At 66.7% G+C, this 15,487-nt stretch carries 20 protein-coding genes; 15 read left to right on the top strand and 5 right to left on the bottom strand.

Annotated features, from left to right (window positions below; translation table 11 throughout):
* The first annotated feature begins 72 nt into the window (after window positions 1-72).
* The 8 genes from KIT53_RS02450 (at window position 73) to KIT53_RS02485 (ending at window position 6,998) form a co-directional block, all read left to right on the top strand.
* Window positions 73-792, top strand: a complete 720-nt coding sequence (locus KIT53_RS02450) for a substrate-binding domain-containing protein (protein WP_297747104.1) — start codon at window positions 73-75, stop codon at window positions 790-792.
* On the top strand, window positions 789-1,823 hold the full coding sequence (locus tag KIT53_RS02455; RefSeq protein WP_297747108.1) for an amidohydrolase family protein: 1,035 nt from the start codon (window positions 789-791) through the stop codon (window positions 1,821-1,823). The genes KIT53_RS02450 and KIT53_RS02455 overlap by 4 nt, the downstream gene beginning before the upstream one ends.
* Before the next feature lie 11 nt (window positions 1,824-1,834).
* Window positions 1,835-2,518: a 4-carboxy-4-hydroxy-2-oxoadipate aldolase/oxaloacetate decarboxylase gene (gene ligK / locus KIT53_RS02460; RefSeq protein ID WP_297747110.1), complete on the top strand. Its 684-nt coding sequence runs from the start codon at window positions 1,835-1,837 to the stop codon at window positions 2,516-2,518.
* 89 nt (window positions 2,519-2,607) lie between these two features.
* Window positions 2,608-3,525 (top strand): amidohydrolase family protein, encoded by a 918-nt coding sequence (locus KIT53_RS02465; RefSeq protein ID WP_297747112.1) that lies wholly within the window; start codon window positions 2,608-2,610, stop codon window positions 3,523-3,525.
* 85 nt (window positions 3,526-3,610) lie between these two features.
* The gene (gene ligA, locus KIT53_RS02470) at window positions 3,611-4,054 is read left to right on the top strand and encodes a protocatechuate 4,5-dioxygenase subunit alpha (RefSeq protein WP_297747114.1); all 444 of its coding nucleotides are present in this window, start codon (window positions 3,611-3,613) and stop codon (window positions 4,052-4,054) included.
* 2 nt (window positions 4,055-4,056) lie between these two features.
* On the top strand, window positions 4,057-4,911 hold the full coding sequence (locus KIT53_RS02475; RefSeq protein WP_297747116.1) for a class III extradiol dioxygenase subunit beta: 855 nt from the start codon (window positions 4,057-4,059) through the stop codon (window positions 4,909-4,911).
* Between the two features lie 43 nt (window positions 4,912-4,954).
* On the top strand, window positions 4,955-5,908 hold the full coding sequence (locus KIT53_RS02480; RefSeq protein WP_297747118.1) for a Gfo/Idh/MocA family oxidoreductase: 954 nt from the start codon (window positions 4,955-4,957) through the stop codon (window positions 5,906-5,908).
* Window positions 5,909-5,996: 88 nt separating this feature from the next.
* A complete protein-coding gene (locus tag KIT53_RS02485; RefSeq protein ID WP_297747120.1) occupies window positions 5,997-6,998 on the top strand; it encodes an aldo/keto reductase in 1,002 nt (333 codons plus the stop codon).
* A 6-nt stretch (window positions 6,999-7,004) separates the two neighbouring features.
* Here KIT53_RS02485 and KIT53_RS02490 read toward each other — a convergent pair whose 3' ends face one another.
* From KIT53_RS02490 to uraD, 3 genes are read right to left on the bottom strand one after another with little or no spacing between them, the layout of a single operon-like run.
* Window positions 7,005-7,376: a hydroxyisourate hydrolase gene (locus KIT53_RS02490; RefSeq protein WP_297747122.1), complete on the bottom strand. Its 372-nt coding sequence runs from the start codon at window positions 7,374-7,376 to the stop codon at window positions 7,005-7,007.
* A 14-nt stretch (window positions 7,377-7,390) separates the two neighbouring features.
* Window positions 7,391-8,380: a tripartite tricarboxylate transporter substrate binding protein gene (locus KIT53_RS02495; RefSeq protein WP_297747125.1), complete on the bottom strand. Its 990-nt coding sequence runs from the start codon at window positions 8,378-8,380 to the stop codon at window positions 7,391-7,393.
* Window positions 8,377-8,976: a 2-oxo-4-hydroxy-4-carboxy-5-ureidoimidazoline decarboxylase gene (gene uraD, locus KIT53_RS02500; protein ID WP_297747128.1), complete on the bottom strand. Its 600-nt coding sequence runs from the start codon at window positions 8,974-8,976 to the stop codon at window positions 8,377-8,379. Before uraD ends, KIT53_RS02495 begins: the two co-directional genes overlap by 4 nt.
* Before the next feature lie 78 nt (window positions 8,977-9,054).
* On the opposite strand from uraD, the gene KIT53_RS02505 reads away from it, so the two are divergent.
* From KIT53_RS02505 to KIT53_RS02525, 5 genes are read left to right on the top strand one after another with little or no spacing between them, the layout of a single operon-like run.
* Window positions 9,055-10,038, top strand: a complete 984-nt coding sequence (locus KIT53_RS02505; protein ID WP_297747131.1) for a LysR family transcriptional regulator — start codon at window positions 9,055-9,057, stop codon at window positions 10,036-10,038.
* Between the two features lie 57 nt (window positions 10,039-10,095).
* Window positions 10,096-10,566: a Spy/CpxP family protein refolding chaperone gene (locus tag KIT53_RS02510; protein ID WP_297747134.1), complete on the top strand. Its 471-nt coding sequence runs from the start codon at window positions 10,096-10,098 to the stop codon at window positions 10,564-10,566.
* Window positions 10,544-10,894 (top strand): hypothetical protein, encoded by a 351-nt coding sequence (locus tag KIT53_RS02515; RefSeq protein ID WP_297747137.1) that lies wholly within the window; start codon window positions 10,544-10,546, stop codon window positions 10,892-10,894. The genes KIT53_RS02510 and KIT53_RS02515 overlap by 23 nt, the downstream gene beginning before the upstream one ends.
* Window positions 10,895-10,903: 9 nt before the next feature.
* Window positions 10,904-11,602 carry a response regulator transcription factor gene (locus KIT53_RS02520; RefSeq protein WP_297747140.1) on the top strand — a complete coding sequence of 233 codons (699 nt, stop codon included), beginning with the start codon at window positions 10,904-10,906 and terminating at the stop codon, window positions 11,600-11,602.
* A complete protein-coding gene (locus tag KIT53_RS02525; protein ID WP_297747143.1) occupies window positions 11,599-12,969 on the top strand; it encodes a HAMP domain-containing sensor histidine kinase in 1,371 nt (456 codons plus the stop codon). Before KIT53_RS02520 ends, KIT53_RS02525 begins: the two co-directional genes overlap by 4 nt.
* On the opposite strand, the gene KIT53_RS02530 is transcribed toward KIT53_RS02525, so the two are convergent.
* On the bottom strand, window positions 12,941-13,873 hold the full coding sequence (locus KIT53_RS02530) for a LysR family transcriptional regulator (protein ID WP_297747147.1): 933 nt from the start codon (window positions 13,871-13,873) through the stop codon (window positions 12,941-12,943). The two genes, KIT53_RS02525 and KIT53_RS02530, sit on opposite strands and share 29 nt — an antisense overlap.
* Window positions 13,874-13,952: 79 nt before the next feature.
* Between KIT53_RS02530 and KIT53_RS02535 the strand changes: the two genes are divergently transcribed.
* Complete coding sequence (locus KIT53_RS02535; RefSeq protein WP_297747150.1) at window positions 13,953-14,303, top strand: protocatechuate 4,5-dioxygenase subunit alpha; 351 nt, start codon at window positions 13,953-13,955, stop codon at window positions 14,301-14,303.
* Window positions 14,304-14,329: 26 nt separating this feature from the next.
* A complete protein-coding gene (locus KIT53_RS02540; protein WP_297747153.1) occupies window positions 14,330-15,175 on the top strand; it encodes a class III extradiol dioxygenase family protein in 846 nt (281 codons plus the stop codon).
* Between the two features lies 1 nt (window position 15,176).
* Here the strand turns inward: KIT53_RS02540 and KIT53_RS02545 are convergent, their stop codons facing one another.
* The gene (locus tag KIT53_RS02545; protein ID WP_297747155.1) at window positions 15,177-15,389 is read right to left on the bottom strand and encodes a helix-turn-helix transcriptional regulator; all 213 of its coding nucleotides are present in this window, start codon (window positions 15,387-15,389) and stop codon (window positions 15,177-15,179) included.
* Window positions 15,390-15,487: the final 98 nt, after the last annotated feature.

Here is a 15,487-nt window from a genome sequence, read left to right on the forward strand (position 1 = left end):
GCCTGCCATGTGACTTTTCATCAGGCTGGTGTCGCTTCACAATGCCCGTTTTCCATCCGACACAGAGGTCCCATGTCCCAGGAAATCCGCGGAATCTCGTCCATGGCCACGCGCCAGGTGCTGGCCGAACTGGTGGCCGGCTACGGCCGGCTTGCGCCGGGCACCGCGGTGAACATCGAATCGGTGGGTGGTGTGGACGCGGCCAAGCGCGTTCAGGCCGGCGAACCCTTCGACGTGGTGATCCTGGCCTCGGACGCGATCGACAAGCTCATTGCCGGCGGCCATCTGCGCGTGGGCAGCCGGGTGGACCTGGTGCGTTCGGGCGTGGCTGTGGCGGTGCAGCAAGGTGCCGCGCTGCCCGACTTGTCTTCGGAAGCGTCGGTGCGTGAAGCCGTGCTGGCCGCGCGCAGCATCAGCTATTCCACTGGCCCCAGCGGCGTGGCGCTGGCCCGGCTGTTCGAGCGCTGGGGCATTGCCGAGCAGATCGCGCCGCGCATGGTGCAGGCACCGCCCGGCGTGCCGGTGGGCTCGCTGGTGGCGCGCGGCGAGGTCGAACTCGGTTTCCAGCAGCTCAGCGAGCTGCTGCATGTCCCCGGCATCACGGTGGTGGGGGCGCTGCCGCCGTCCATCCAGATCGTCACCACGTTTTCAGCCGGCGTGCCCGTGGCCACCGGCCAGGCCGACGCCGTGGCCGCCATGCTGGACTTCATGGCTTCGCCGCAGGCCGACGAGGCCAAACGCCGTCAGGGCATGGAGCCCGCATCCCAGAATCACACCCAGGAGAACGCATGAGCCTCATCATCGATTGCCACGGTCACTACACCACGGCCCCCAAGGCGCTGGAGAACTGGCGCAACCAGCAGATCGCCGGCATCAAGGACCCTGCGGCCATGCCCAGGGCGGCCGATCTCAAGATCAGCGACGACGAACTGCGCGAGTCCATCGAGACCAACCAGTTGCGCCTGATGAAGGAGCGGGGCAGCGACATCACGCTGTTCTCGCCGCGCGCCAGCTTCATGGCCCACCACATCGGCGACTTCAACGTCTCCAGCACCTGGGCCGCCATTTGCAACGAACTCTGCTACCGCGTCTCCACGCTGTTTCCCGACAACTTCGTGCCGGTGGCGATGCTGCCGCAGAGCCCGGGCGTGGACCCCAAGACCTGCATTCCCGAGCTGGAGAAGTGCGTCAAGGAGTACGGCGCGGTCGGCATCAACCTCAACCCCGATCCCTCTGGCGGCCACTGGAACAGCCCGCCGCTGACCGACAGGCACTGGTATCCCATCTACGAGAAGATGGCGGAGTACGACCTGCCGGCGATGATCCACGTCAGCACCAGCTGCAATGCCTGCTTCCACACCACCGGCGCGCACTACCTCAACGCCGACACCACGGCCTTCATGCAGTGCATCCAGGGTGATCTGTTCAAGGACTTCCCGACGCTGAAGTTCCTGATTCCGCACGGTGGCGGCGCGGTGCCCTACCACTGGGGCCGCTTCCGTGGCCTGGCCCAGGAGATGAAGAAGCCCCTGCTCGACGAGCACGTGCTCAACAACATCTTCTTCGACACCTGCGTCTACCACCAGCCGGGCATCGACCTGCTCAATACCGTGATCCCGGTGAAGAACGTGCTGTTTGCTTCCGAGATGATCGGTGCGGTGCGCGGCATCGACCCCACGACGGGGCACTACTACGACGACACCAAGCGCTACATCGAGGCGTCGAAGATCCTGAGTGCGGACGACAAGCACCAGATCTACGAAGGCAATGTGCGCCGCGTCTTCCCGCGCCTGGATGCGCGTCTCAAGGCCAAGGGCCTGTAAGGAGTCTTTTCATGTACGAACTTGGCGTTGTCTACCGCAACATCACCCGCGCCGACCGCGCGGCCACCGACGCGCTGGCCGCCCTGGGCTCGGCCACGGTGCACGAGGCCATGGGCCGCGTGGGCCTGCTCAAGCCCTACATGCGTCCTATCTATGCCGGCGCGCAGATCTCCGGAACGGCGGTCACGGTGCTGCTGCACCCCGGCGACAACTGGATGATGCACGTCGCGGCCGAGCAGATCCAGCCCGGTGACGTGGTGGTCGCGGCCATCACCGCGGAGTGCACCGACGGCTACTTCGGCGACCTGCTGGCCACGTCCTTCCAGGCCCGGGGCGCACGCGCTCTCATCATCGACGCAGGGGTGCGCGACGTGAAGACGCTCACCGAGATGAACTTCCCGGTGTGGAGCAAGGCCATCAGCAGCAAGGGCACCATCAAGGCCACGCTGGGCTCGGTCAACATCCCGGTGGTGTGCGCCGGCATGATCGTCAACCCCGGCGATGCCGTGGTCGCCGACGACGACGGCGTGGTGGTGGTGCCGCGCGCGCTGGTGCAGAAGACGCTGGAAGCCGCCCGCGCGCGCGAGGCCAACGAAGGCGAGAAGCGCGCCAAGCTGGCCAGCGGCGTGCTGGGCTTGGACATGTACAAGATGCGCGAGCCGCTGGCCGCCGCGGGACTGAAATACATCGACTGACCCCGTTCGCCAAGCCCGTCGAAGCCCTCGCCCCATGGGTGAACCTTCCGACAGGCGCAGGGCGAACGGCATACCTGGAGCACCAACGCATGAAGTTTGAGAAAACCCCGGGCTGGCTGGACTGGTACAACGGTCCGAGCAAGCCGCGCTTCCAGCTGCCGCCCGGCAGCGTGGACGCGCATTGCCACGTCTTCGGCCCCGGCGACGAGTTCCCCTATGCGCCCGAGCGCAAGTACACGCCCTGCGACGCGAGCAAGCAGCAGCTCTTCGCGCTGCGCGACCACCTGGGCTTCGCCCGCAACGTGGTCGTGCAGGCCACCTGCCACGGTGCCGACAACCGCGCCATGGTGGATGCCTGCCGTGCCTCCGGTGGCAAGGCGCGTGGCGTGGCCACCGTGCGCCGCAGCATCACCGACCAGGAACTGCAGGAACTGCACGACGCCGGTGTGCGTGGCGTGCGCTTCAACTTCGTCAAACGACTGGTCGACTTCACGCCCAAGGACGAGCTGATGGAGATCGCCGGCCGCATCGCCAAGCTGGGCTGGCACGTGGTGATCTACTTCGAGGCGGTGGACCTGCCCGAGTTGTGGGACTTCTTCACCAGCCTGCCCACCACCGTGGTGGTGGACCACATGGGCCGTCCCGATGTGAGCAAGCCGGTGGACGGACCCGAGTTCGAGCTCTTCCTGAAATTCATGCGCGAGCACCAGAACGTCTGGAGCAAGGTGAGCTGCCCCGAGCGCCTGAGCGTGACCGGCCCCAAGGCGCTGGACGGCGAGCAGGCCGCCTACCGCGACGTGGTGCCCTTCGCGCGCCGCGTGGTCGAGGAGTTCCCCGATCGCGTGCTCTGGGGCACCGACTGGCCGCACCCGAACCTGAAGGACCACATGCCCGACGACGGGCTGCTGGTTGACTTCATCCCGCATGTCGCGACCACGCCGGCGCTGCAGAAGAAGCTGCTGGTGGACAACCCCATGCGCCTGTACTGGCCCGAGGAGCAGCAATGAACCCCCACGCTCATCACTTCGTGTATTCGCAGCCCCCCAAGGGGGAGCAGACCGCCCTTGGGGCGGCCCGGCGGGAGGCCTGATCATGGCTCTTGAGAAACCGTACCTGGACGTGCCCGGCACGACCATTTTCGACGCCGAGCAGAGCCGCATGGGCTACTGGCTCAACCAGTTCTGCATGAGCCTCATGAAGGCCGAGAACCGCGAGAAGTTCAAGGCCGACGAGCGCGCCTACCTGGACCAGTGGCCGATGTCTGAAGAGCAGAAGCAGGCCGTCCTCGCGCGCGACCTCAACTGGTGCATTCGCCTGGGCGGCAACATCTATTTCCTGGCCAAGATCGGTGCCACCGACGGCAAGAGCTTCCAGCAGATGGCCGGCTCCATGACGGGCATGACCGAGGAGGAATACCGCAACATGATGATCGCGGGCGGCCGCTCGGCCGAAGGCAACCGCGTGATCGGCGAAGACGGCGATGCCCAGGCGCACCGCCAGCCGCAGGGCGCCGCCGGCAAGAACAAGGGCAACTGACCATGGCACGCATTACCGCATCCGTCTACACCTCGCACGTGCCCGCCATCGGCGCGGCGCTGGACCTCGGCAAGACGCAGGAGGCCTACTGGCAGCCGGTCTTCAAGGGTTACGACTTCTCCAAGCAGTGGATGAAGGACCACAAGCCCGATGTGATCTTCCTGGTCTTCAACGACCATGCGACGGCGTTCAGCCTGGAGATGATCCCGACCTTCGCCATCGGCACGGCGGCCGAGTACCAGCCCGCCGACGAAGGCTGGGGCCCGCGCCCCGTGCCCAAGGTGTACGGCCACCCCGAACTGGCCTCGCACATCGCGCAGTCGGTGATCCAGCAGGACTTCGACCTCACCATCGTCAACAAGATGGACGTGGACCACGGCTTGACCGTGCCGCTGTCGCTGATGTGCGGCCAACCCGAGGCCTGGCCATGCCCGGTGATCCCGTTCGCGGTCAACGTGGTGCAGTACCCCGTGCCCAGCGGCCGGCGCTGCTACAACCTGGGCAAGGCGATCCGCAAGGCGGTGGACAGCTTCGACAAGGACCTCAATGTGCAGATCTGGGGCACCGGCGGCATGAGCCACCAGCTCCAGGGACCGCGCGCCGGCTTGATCAACAAGGCCTTTGACAACGCCTTCCTCGACAAGCTCATCGACAACCCCGAGGCCGCCGCCGACATCCCGCACATCGACTACGTGCGCGAAGCGGGCAGCGAAGGCATCGAGCTCGTGATGTGGCTGATCGCGCGCGGCGCGATGGACGATGTCGCCGGGGGCAAGCCACCCAAGGTGGCGCACCGCTTCTACCACGTGCCTGCAAGCAATACCGCCGTCGGCCACCTCATCCTAGAAAACACCTGACCCTTCGCAACCACACCCGTTCGGCCTGAACAGGAGAATCCTCATGAGCAAAACCATCAAAGTCGCACTCGCCGGTGCCGGCGCTTTCGGCGTCAAGCACCTGGACGGCATCAAGAACATCGACGGCGTCGAGGTGATCTCGCTGATCGGGCGTGAGCTCGACAAGACCAAGGAAGTGGCCGCCAAGTACGGCATCGACCACGTCACCACCGACCTGGCCGAGTCGCTCGCCCTCAAGGAGCTGGACGCCGTCATCCTCTGCACGCCGACGCAGATGCACGCCGAGCAGACGATCGCCTGCCTGAACGCCGGCAAGCATGTGCAGGTGGAGATCCCCCTGGCCGACAGCCTCAAGGGCGCGCAGGACGTGGTGGCGCTACAGAAGAAGACCGGTCTGGTGGCCATGTGCGGCCACACCCGCCGCTTCAACCCCAGCCACCAGTACGTGCGCAAGCAGATCGAGGCCGGCAAATTCAACATCCAGCAGATGGATGTGCAGACCTACTTCTTCCGCCGCACCAACACCAACGCGCTGGGCCAGGCGAGAAGCTGGACCGATCACCTGCTGTGGCACCACGCCGCGCACACCGTGGACCTGTTCGCCTACCAGGCCAACAGCCCCATCGTGCAGGCCAACGCCGTGCAGGGGCCGATCCACCCGGTGCTGGGTATCGCCATGGACATGAGCATCCAGCTCAAGGCCGCCAACGGCGCCATCTGCACGCTCAGCCTGAGCTTCAACAACGACGGTCCGCTGGGCACCTTCTTCCGCTACATCGGCGACACCGCGACCTACATCGCACGCTACGACGACCTGTACACCGGCAAAGACGAGAAGATCGATGTGTCCCAGGTGGATGTGAGCATGAACGGCATCGAGCTGCAGGACCGTGAGTTCTTCGCCGCCATCCGCGAAGGCCGTGAGCCCAACTCCAGCGTGGCCAAGGTGTTCGCCTGCTACGAGGTGTTGCACAAGCTGGAGCAGCAGCTGAAGTAAGTCCCGCGCTCCACCGCTGCTCCCCGGGAAGGCGTGTGCCGCCGGGGTGCTCTGGCGGCGGCGTTTCCTTGAACTTCGGGAGTTTCGAATGCAACAACGCCAACTGGGCCCCTTCCAGGTCTCGGCCATCGGCCTGGGCTGCATGAACATCTGCCACGCCTACGGGGCACCCATCCCACCGGCGGATGCGCAGCGGCTGCTGCTCAGCGCGCTGGACCAGGGCGTGACCCACTTCGACACCGCTGCCTTGTACGGTTTCGGAGCCAGCGAGACGCTGGTCGGCAAGACGCTCTCCGCACACCGCAGCCGCTTCACGCTGGCGAGCAAATGCGGCATGCAGGGCGTGGACGTGGCGGGCGACGGCAAGCTGGTGCGTGTGATCGATGGCCGACCCGAGACTCTGCGCGCCACTTGCGAGGCCGCGCTCAAGCGCCTGCAGACCGACGTGATCGATCTCTACTACCTGCACCGCTGGGACAAGCAGGTGCCGGTGGAGGAGAGCGTGGGTGCGCTGGCCGACCTGATCCGTGCGGGCAAGATCCGCAGCATCGGCCTTTCCGAAGTCTCGGCGGCCACCTTGCGCAAGGCGCACGCGGAGCACCCCATCACCGCCGTGCAGACCGAGTATTCGCTGTGGACGCGCAACCCCGAGATCGCGGTGCTGCAGGCCTGCCGCGAGCTGGGCGTGGCCTTCGTGGCCTTCAGCCCGGTGGCGCGAGGGTTCCTCTGCGGCGAGATCGACCTCGCCACCCTGGACGCCAAGGACATCCGCCGCACCATGCCGCGCTTCACGCCGGAGAACCACGCGGCCAACCTCAGGCTGCTGCCGCCCTACCAGGCGATCGCGCGCGAGGTGGGTTGTACCCCGGCGCAACTGGCCATCGCCTGGCTGCTGCACCAGGGCGATGACATCCTGCCGATTCCGGGCACCTCGCGCGAGGACCACCTGCGCGAGAACCTCGGTGCGGATGGCGTGAAGCTCAGCGCGGACGTGCTGGCCCGCCTGGACGCCTTGATCAACCAGCGCACGGTGAGCGGCAACCGCTACGCCGAGCAGTCGAACCGCGAAGTCGACACGGAGACGTACTAAGGCCCGTCAGGCGCCGCCGCGGAACAGGGAGAAGCCCCAGGCCGTGAACTTGAATGGCAGGTGGTAGTGCTGGCGCGCGTCGGCGATGTGAAAGCGGTAGGGCACGGCTTCAAGGAAGGCGGGAGAGGGCACCTGGGCCCCCTGGCTGCGGTAGAAGTCGCCCACGGCGAAACGCACCTCGTAGCCGCCAGCCGTGATCGCCTCGCTCATGAGCGCCGGATGCTGAAACACCCCGGTGGGACCCACACGGCCCTCGGCCAGGGCCGGCTCCTGCGGCTGGCCGGTGGCATCCAGGCGCAGCACGCGCACCTGCAGGCCTTCGGCGACCCGGCCGCTGGCCACGTCCACACAATGGATGGAGAGTCCGCCGCTGCTCATGATGAGGGTTCCTTTCAGTTCAGGCGCGCGCCGGAGGCTTTCACGGCGGGCGCCCATTCTGTCACCTGGTCGGTGACGAAGCGGGTGAACTCGGCCGGCGTCATCGCTTCGGGCACCACGCCCAGGTCGGCCAGGCGTTTGGCCACGTCGGGCCGGGCCACCACCTCTGCCATGGCTTTGTGCACCTTGTCGACCACCTCGCGCGGCACGCCGGCGGGCGCCGAGATGCCAAGGAAGTTCTCCGCCACCAGCTTGGGATAGCCCGCCTCCACCACGGTGGGCACGTCCGGCGACATGGCCGCGCGGCTGCGCGAGGTGATGGCCAGGCCGACGAGCTTGCCGTCTTTCATGTAGGGCACGTTCTGGGTGAGGGTGTCCACGGCGAACTGCAGCGTGCCGCCCAGCAGGTCGTTGTGCATCGGCGACGAACCTTTGTAAGGCACGTGTTCCATGTTGAGCTTGTACTGCTGCTTGAACATTTCGCCGACGATGTGTCCGATCGAGCCCACGCCGCCGGAGCCGTAGTTCACCGGCTTGGACTGCGCGTTGATCCACTTGACCAGGTCGGGCATGGTGCGTGCCGGAACCGAGGGGTGGACCACGAAGACATTGGGCACCGAGCCGATGTAGGCGACATGGGTGAAGCTCTTGACCGGATCGTAGGGGGCCTTGTCCATCATGAACGGCGAAATGCTCATGGGCGCGGTATTGGACAGCAGCAGGGTATAGCCGTCGGGCGCGGCGCGCGCCACCTCGGCGGCGCCGATGGTGCTGCCCGCACCAGGCTTGTTTTCCACGATCACGGTCTGGCCGAGCTTTTCCTGCAGGCCTGGCTGCAGCAGGCGGGCCACGATGTCGGACGAGCCGCCGGGCGAGAAGGTGACGACGATGCGGATCGGCTTCTGCGGCCAGGCCTGGGCCTGCGCGACAGATGGGGTGGTGACCAGGAGGGGCAGCAGCGTGGCGGCTGCGACGGCCAGGGAGGCGCGGCGGAGGAGGTTCATGACGGGTTTCCTGCGAGGTGATGGGCGGGCGGGGGGGCGGACGGGGAATCGGTGGTGGGCAGCGCGGTGGCCACGGCGTGCGCCAGGCGTCCGCGCATCACTTCGCAGACCTGGTGCAGGGCTTCCCGGCGTTCGGTGTCGGGGTCGTGGCGCGAGCGCTCGTCGAAGGCCTGCAGCACCGACGCCAGAGAGGGGTGCAGGCGCAGCGCCACGATGAACGGGAATCCAAAGCGCGAGCGGTAGCGCTGGTTGAGGGTGTCTATGCGCTGCACCGTCTCCGCATCCAGGGCGAGCAGGCCCAGGCGGCCCTGTTCGCCTTGCGAATCCGGCGTCATGGTGCCGGCGCGCGCTTCCTGGCCCGCGAGCTCCGGGTGGCCGCGCAGCAAGCCCAGTTGTTCGGCGTCGCTCGCGCTCTGGATCTCGGCCGACATCGCCTCGAACAGGGCCTGCCAGTCGGCAAAGGGCCGCCGCGCCCAGGCGCGCTGCGCCACCCATGGGGCGTGTTCCACCACCGAGGCCAGGTGCCGGGAAAAGGCTTCCCGGTCCAGCGCGGCGAAGGCGCTCCAGTTCAGTGGCGGGGTCCGCGAGGTGTTCATTTCGGCCGCAGTGTGCGTCGCCATTGCGTTGCTGTCCATCGCATAATTCGCCACGTTCCATTCCAATTTTCAGAACGGATGAGCAAGCTCAACAACCTCTTGCATCCCAAGGCGCTGCGCTACGTGTCGGCGGTCGCGCAACTGGGTTCGGTGCAGGCGGCCGCGCGCGAGGTGTCGATCTCCGCGTCCGCCATCGACCGGCACATCCTGCTGCTGGAAGAGGATCTGGGCGTGCCCCTGTTCGAACGCCAGCCGCGCGGCATGCGGCTGACGGCCGCTGGCGAACTGCTGCTGGCGCTGTCGCTGCGCTGGAAGGCCGATCTCAACCGCACACTCTCCGACATCAAGCACCTGCAAGGTGTCAGCCAGGGGCAGTTGCGGCTGGCCGCGATGGACAGCCACGTCAATGGTCTGCTGCCCGAGTTCGTGCAGGCGGTGGCCAGCGAACACCCTGGCATCGTGCTGGAAGTGGAGATCGTCAGCACCGACGAGGCGGTGCAGCACCTTCGCGCGGGAGAGGTGGACATCGCCGTGGCCTTCAACCTCAAGCCCTCGCGCGAACTGCATCTGGTGACCAGTGCAGACCTGCCGCTGGGCTGCGTGGTTGCTCCTTCCCATCCGTTGGCGGGCGAGCCGCATGCCACTTTCAAGGACGTCGCTGCCTGGCCGCTGGCGGCGCAGAGCCGCGTGCTGGCGATCCGCCGTTATCTGGAGCGTCGCCACAACTGGCTGCTGCAGGAAGCGCGGCCACCGCTGGTGACCAACTCCTTGCAGCTCGTCAAAAGCCTGGTGCGCAGTGGCAGCCATGTCGCGCTCACCTCCGAGCTGGACGCGGGGCCGGAGATCCTCGCCGGGCAGTTGCGGTTCGTGCCGCTCAAGGACCGCAGCGCGCAGCCGCAGACGGTGGGCGTGGCCGTGAGCGCGGGGCGCGCGCTGCCACGCATCGCGCGCATGGTGGCCGAGCGCCTGGGTGAGCACGTGCAGGACTACCTGGCCCGGGTTCGTTCGGCGGGGGCTGAAACAAACCGAAAAAAACCGAAACCGCGTCGAAACCCCGGCTGAGAGAGGCCGCGGCACCATGACGGACATGTTCAACCCCTCTTCACAAAGGACACCGTCATGAAACCCTGGATCAAGCGCTCCCTCATGGCCTTCACCGGCATCTCCATCGCCATCGGCGGCCTGGCCGCTTGCTCGTCGCGCGGTCACCACGAGTCCGGCCCCATGAGCGCGGAGCGCGCGGCCGAGATCCGTGGCAAGGTGGTGGATCGCATCACACGCAAGCTCGACCTCAACGCCGAGCAGCAACAGAAACTGGGCGTGCTGGCCGACAAGGTGCAGGCGCAGCGCACCGCGCTCATCGGCCAGACCACGAATCCGCGCGCCGAAATGGGCGCACTGGTGGCGGGTGACAAGTTCGACCGCGCCCGGGCCCTGAGCCTGCTCGACGAGAAGACCCGTGTGGTGCAGGTCACCAGCCCCGAGGTCATCACCGCGCTGGCCGACTTTTACGACAGCCTCAACCCCACCCAGCAGGCCGAGGTGCGCGAGCGACTGTCCAAGCGCCATGGCTGGTTCTCGCGCGGCTGAGCCGGTCGGGGTGGCCATGTCCATGATGCTGGAGCCCATCGGGCGTCCCTTGCGTGAGCATGGGCCTGCGCTGCTGGCGCAGGCCGATGATCCGCACGACGAACTGCTGGCCCTGGTGTGGGGCCCCCGCTTCGACCGCGAACACGCGCTGGGCCTGTGGGCCCGGCTTTCACGGCGCCAGCCGGCCGCGGCGGTGCTCACGTTGCCAGCCATCCTGTCGGTGGCCGATCGCTTCGATGCCCTGGACCGCGCGTCCCAGCAACGCCTGCGCCGGCTCATCCTGCGCCACCGTGCGCTGAGCCGCCCGGACGGTGGTGCGATGGTGTGAGAATGCCGCATGCACCGTGTCCTGCTGATTGACGACGACGAACAGCTGGGTCCTCCGCTGGCGACCTATTTCCAGCGGTTCGAGCTGGCGCTCACCCATGCGCTCAAGCCCAGTGAAGGGCTGGCGCGGCTGCGCGGCGGGGGCTTTGACGTGGCCATCCTGGACGTGATGCTGCCGGAGATGGACGGCTTCGAGCTGTGCCGCACCATCCGCAAGGAAAGCGACATTCCCGTGGTGATGCTGACCGCGCGTGGCGACGTGATGGACCGCGTGGTGGGACTGGAGCTCGGTGCGGACGACTACCTGCCCAAGCCCTTTGAGCCGCGTGAACTGGTGGCGCGCATACAGACCGTGCTGCGGCGGCACCGCGGTCAGAACGGTCCTTCGGCCGTGCCGGCCGCCCCGGATGTGCTGGTGTTCGAAGGCCTCACGCTGGATCCGGCTCGCCGCAGCGTGACGCGCCAGGGCGAGGTGGTCGATCTCACGGGCACCGAGTTCGAGCTGCTGCATCTGTTGGCGCGCGAGCCCGGGCGCGTGTTCAGCCGCGACGACATCCTCAACCAGTTGCGCGGCCACGATGCCGAGCTCTATACCCGCGCCGTGGACATCGTGGTGAGCCGTTTGCGGCGCAAGCTGGAGCCGCTGGACTGCATCAAGACGCTGCGCAACGCTGGCTATTCGTTGGCCCTGCGGCGTGAAGCGCCATGAGCACGGTGCCGGCGACGCCTTGGTACCGCCGTGCGCTTGCTGCGCTGCGGTGCTCGCTCAAGCTGCGCCTGGTGCTGGTGTTCCTGCTGCTGGCCATGGGCATGGCCTTCACTTTCATCAGTGGAGCCCAGAAGGCGTTTTCCGTGGGCTGGCGCGAGGCGGCGCGCCCTTTGCTCATGGACTATGTGGACCGTCTGGCAGCGGACATCTCCGCTGGTGGCGTGCCGGATGTGGAAAAGGCGCGCGCGCTCACGCAGCGGCTGCCGGTCACGGTGGACATCAGCGGACCGGTGGTGAACTGGCGTTCTCACCCAGGGCAGGAGCGGCCGCACTGGAGGCGTGAGCGTGCCGGCCTTGAAGGTGGCGACGGGCGCGACTGGAACCTGCTGCTGAGCCGCACGACCGCGGACGGTCACCGCATCGAGTTCGGCATCCATGAAGACACCTTCGAGCGTCGCCCGAAAATCATCGGCTACGCGCTGGCCATCCTGTTCACACTCACGTTGCTGGCCTACCTGTATGTGCGGCATCTGCTGCGTCCGCTGGACGACATCCGCCAGGGGGCGCAGCGGTTCGGGGCCGGCGAGTTCGGCCAACCCATTCCAGTGCGTCATCCGCAAGGACCCGACGAACTGGGCCAGCTGGCCGGCACCATCAACACCATGGGGCGCGACATTGCCCAGATGCTGGAAGCCCAGCGCGCGCTGCTGCTGGCCATCAGCCACGAGCTGCGCAGTCCGCTCACCCGTGCCCGGCTCAATACCGAGCTGCTGCCGGAGACCGGCGACGTGTTGGCACAGCGCGAGGCCTTGCTCAGGGATCTGGGCGACATGGCTCGCTTGATCAGCGATCTGCTGGAGAGCGAACGCCTGGCGGGGCGCCACCAGGCCTTGCACCGCGAGTCCACGGGGCTCGGGACGCTGGCGCGAGAAGTGATCGACGAACTGGCCATCACGCAGCCGCCCGCCCGTGGCGTCCGGCTCGACATCGCACCCGACCTGCCGGTGCTGTCAGTGGACCGCGTGCGCGTGCGCCTGCTGTTGCGCAATCTGCTGGACAACGCGCTGCGTCACAGCGCCGCCGCGCCTCATCCGGTTGAACTGCACATCCGGCTCGAGGAGGCCGGCGCGAGACGCGGCGTGCAGATAGAGGTGCGTGACCACGGCCCCGGTGTGCCCGAGGACCAGTTGCCCCAGCTGGCTCAGCCCTTCTTCCGTCCGGACGCGGCCCGCACCCGCAGCGCGGGTGGCGTGGGCCTGGGCTTGTACCTGTGCCGGCTGGTTGCGCAAGCCCACGGCGGCACCTTCGCCGTGCGCAATGCGTACCCGGGACTGGCCGTCAGCGTGAGCCTGCCGTTGCCTGGCTGAGCCCGCGCAGTGGCTGTGCCACGGCCTCGAGCTGCGTGCGCAGCCACTGGTGGGCCGGGTCGTGCTGATGGCGCAGGTGCCACACCATGTACATCGGCATGGTCGGGCAGGGCACGGGCACCCGCGCGCTGGCCAGTCCCCGCATCAGCGGCGAGCGCTGCCACAGGCCAGGCGCGGTGGCCAGCAGCTTGCTGCCCAGTAGAAAGGGTGGCAGTCCCGCGAAGCCCGGCACCATGACCGCGAAGCGGCGGTGCACGCCGTGCGCGAGCAGGTGCTGGTCGATGTCCAGTGCCCGCCGGGGCTCATAGACCACGGTGGCGTGGTCCGCGGCGAGGTACTCGGCCCTGGTGCGAGGGGGCTCGCGACTTCCCGGGTCGTAGAACACGCGGTAGCGGTCCTCGAACAGGCGCTTCTGGACAATGTCGCCTCCGTCTGGCGGGCGCGGGGTGATGGCCAGTTGGCAGTGCTCATGGCGCAGCATGTCGAGCGACGGGATGTTCGAAGGCACCACACGCAGGGCCACGCCAGGGGCCTGCTCGCGCAGCCTGCTCAGAAGGCTGGGCAACAGCAGGTCGCGCTGAAAGTCGTTCGCAGCGATGGTGAACGTGGCCTGCCACTGCGCGGGAGCGAAGGCCCCCGAGCGCGCGAAGCGCTCCAGGTCGCCCAGCAGTTCGCGGGCGCGCACCGCCAGGGCTTCCGCGCGTGCAGTGGCCACGATGCCACGCCCACTGCGCACGAAGAGGGCATCCCCGGTGATGCCCCGCAGCTTGTCCAGCAGGTGGCTCACCGCCGACTGCGTGACACCCAGTCGCTGTGCGGCTCCGGTGACCGAGCCGGTTTCCACCACCGCCACGAGGAGTTGCAACAGACGGGCGTCCAGATCTGACCAATCGAATTTGCTCATGTGTCTGATGATTATTCATCTGTTTATCTTTGGCAATGGGTTGGGAATACTGAGGCCATTCCACCTCACGGAGACGCCCATGAATCCTTCTCAGACGCCCATCCCTGGCACTGTGCTGTTTGACGGTGAACAGGCCCGCAAGGGATATGCCCTCAACAAGATGTGTTTCTCGTTCAACGAGGAGGTCAACCGCAATGCCTTCCTCGCCGACGAGGAGGGCTATATGCGCCGCTATGGCCTGAACGAACAGCAGGCCGCCGCCATCCGTTCGCGCAATGTGCTGCAACTGCTCGCGGCCGGCGGCAACGCCTACTACCTGGCCAAGTTCGCCGGCATCTTCAAGCTCGACATGCAGGACATCGGTGCACAGCAGACCGGCCTGACCAAGGAGCAGTTCAAGGCCAAGCTGGTGGCCGCCAATCTGCAATAACCCCCACACCACGGAGCACCCACACCATGGCAACACTCATCGGCGGCCTCGGCACTTCCCATATTCCCGCCATCGGCGGCGCCATCCACAAGGGACTGCAGCAGGACCCGTACTGGAAACCTTTTTTCGACGGTTTTCCGCCCATACGCGAGTGGCTGGGCCGCGAGAAGCCGGATGTGGTGGTCATGTTCTACAACGACCACGGCCTGAACTTCTTCCTGGACAAGATGCCGACCTTCGCCATCGGCGCCGCCGCCGAGTACCACAACGCTGATGAGGGTTGGGGCATTCCCACGCTGCCGCCTTTCAAGGGAGAGCCGGCGCTGTCCTGGCACCTCATCGACGCGCTGGTGGAGAAAGAGTTCGACATCGTGAGTTGCCAGGAAATGCTGGTCGACCATGCCTGTACGCTGCCGCTCAAACTGTTCTGGCCGGACGGCGATTGCCCGGTGAGCGTGGTGCCGGTGTGCATCAACACGGTGCAGTTTCCCTTGCCCAAGGCCTCGCGCGTCTACGCCATGGGCAAGGCGGTGGGCGAAGCCATCTGCAACTGGGACAGCGACAAGAAGGTGGCGGTGATCGCCTCGGGCGGGCTGTCCCACCAGCTCGATGGCGAACGCGCGGGCTTCATCAACAAGGCGTTCGACCTGCAGTTCCTGGACAGCCTGGAGAGCAACCCAGAATGGGCCACGCAGTTCAGCAGCCACGAGATCGTGGAGAAAGCCGGTACCCAGGGCGTGGAGTTGCTCCAGTGGCTGGCCATGCGCGGCGCGCTCACCGCCGCCGGGCCTCGTGTGCGGCGTCTGCACACCAACTACCACATCCCGATCTCGAACACCGCGACGGCGGTGATGGCGCTGGAAGCCGCCTGAATCAGGCGGGAGGGAAGAGGTCGCGGACGGAGACCCGCAGCGCGGCGGCCAGCACCTCGATCGCATCCAGGGAGGGGTTGGCACCTCCCGTCTCGATGCGCGACATGTAGGAACGCGCAAAACCGCAGCGGTCGGCGAACTCGTCCTGCTTCAGGCCGGCTGCCAGGCGCAGTTCGCGTACGCGCTGGCCGAAGGATTGACGCAGGAGGGACATGTGTCGCGCATGGTGTGGTAATGTTCACTGATCGAGAACCCACTATTCGTGACATGAACCATGATCCAAAACAATTCTGCTTGCCAGTTGTCTGATGA

The sequence above is a fragment of the Hydrogenophaga sp. genome (genome assembly GCF_026125785.1).
Classification (GTDB): Bacteria; Pseudomonadota; Gammaproteobacteria; order Burkholderiales; family Burkholderiaceae_C; genus Hydrogenophaga.

Bases quoted from the DNA above. Each gene is read 5' to 3' on its own strand.
- KIT53_RS02450 (WP_297747104.1), top strand. From the start codon at position 73: ATGTCCCAGGAAATCCGCGGAATCTCGTCCATGGCCACGCGCCAGGTG.
- KIT53_RS02455 (WP_297747108.1), top strand. From the start codon at position 789: ATGAGCCTCATCATCGATTGCCACGGTCACTACACCACGGCCCCCAAG.
- ligK (WP_297747110.1), top strand. From the start codon at position 1,835: ATGTACGAACTTGGCGTTGTCTACCGCAACATCACCCGCGCCGACCGC.
- KIT53_RS02465 (WP_297747112.1), top strand. From the start codon at position 2,608: ATGAAGTTTGAGAAAACCCCGGGCTGGCTGGACTGGTACAACGGTCCG.
- ligA (WP_297747114.1), top strand. From the start codon at position 3,611: ATGGCTCTTGAGAAACCGTACCTGGACGTGCCCGGCACGACCATTTTC.
- KIT53_RS02475 (WP_297747116.1), top strand. From the start codon at position 4,057: ATGGCACGCATTACCGCATCCGTCTACACCTCGCACGTGCCCGCCATC.
- KIT53_RS02480 (WP_297747118.1), top strand. From the start codon at position 4,955: ATGAGCAAAACCATCAAAGTCGCACTCGCCGGTGCCGGCGCTTTCGGC.
- KIT53_RS02485 (WP_297747120.1), top strand. From the start codon at position 5,997: ATGCAACAACGCCAACTGGGCCCCTTCCAGGTCTCGGCCATCGGCCTG.
- KIT53_RS02490 (WP_297747122.1), bottom strand. From the start codon at position 7,376: ATGAGCAGCGGCGGACTCTCCATCCATTGTGTGGACGTGGCCAGCGGC.
- KIT53_RS02495 (WP_297747125.1), bottom strand. From the start codon at position 8,380: ATGAACCTCCTCCGCCGCGCCTCCCTGGCCGTCGCAGCCGCCACGCTG.
- uraD (WP_297747128.1), bottom strand. From the start codon at position 8,976: ATGAACACCTCGCGGACCCCGCCACTGAACTGGAGCGCCTTCGCCGCG.
- KIT53_RS02505 (WP_297747131.1), top strand. From the start codon at position 9,055: ATGAGCAAGCTCAACAACCTCTTGCATCCCAAGGCGCTGCGCTACGTG.
- KIT53_RS02510 (WP_297747134.1), top strand. From the start codon at position 10,096: ATGAAACCCTGGATCAAGCGCTCCCTCATGGCCTTCACCGGCATCTCC.
- KIT53_RS02515 (WP_297747137.1), top strand. From the start codon at position 10,544: ATGGCTGGTTCTCGCGCGGCTGAGCCGGTCGGGGTGGCCATGTCCATG.
- KIT53_RS02520 (WP_297747140.1), top strand. From the start codon at position 10,904: ATGCACCGTGTCCTGCTGATTGACGACGACGAACAGCTGGGTCCTCCG.
- KIT53_RS02525 (WP_297747143.1), top strand. From the start codon at position 11,599: ATGAGCACGGTGCCGGCGACGCCTTGGTACCGCCGTGCGCTTGCTGCG.
- KIT53_RS02530 (WP_297747147.1), bottom strand. From the start codon at position 13,873: ATGAGCAAATTCGATTGGTCAGATCTGGACGCCCGTCTGTTGCAACTC.
- KIT53_RS02535 (WP_297747150.1), top strand. From the start codon at position 13,953: ATGAATCCTTCTCAGACGCCCATCCCTGGCACTGTGCTGTTTGACGGT.
- KIT53_RS02540 (WP_297747153.1), top strand. From the start codon at position 14,330: ATGGCAACACTCATCGGCGGCCTCGGCACTTCCCATATTCCCGCCATC.
- KIT53_RS02545 (WP_297747155.1), bottom strand. From the start codon at position 15,389: ATGTCCCTCCTGCGTCAATCCTTCGGCCAGCGCGTACGCGAACTGCGC.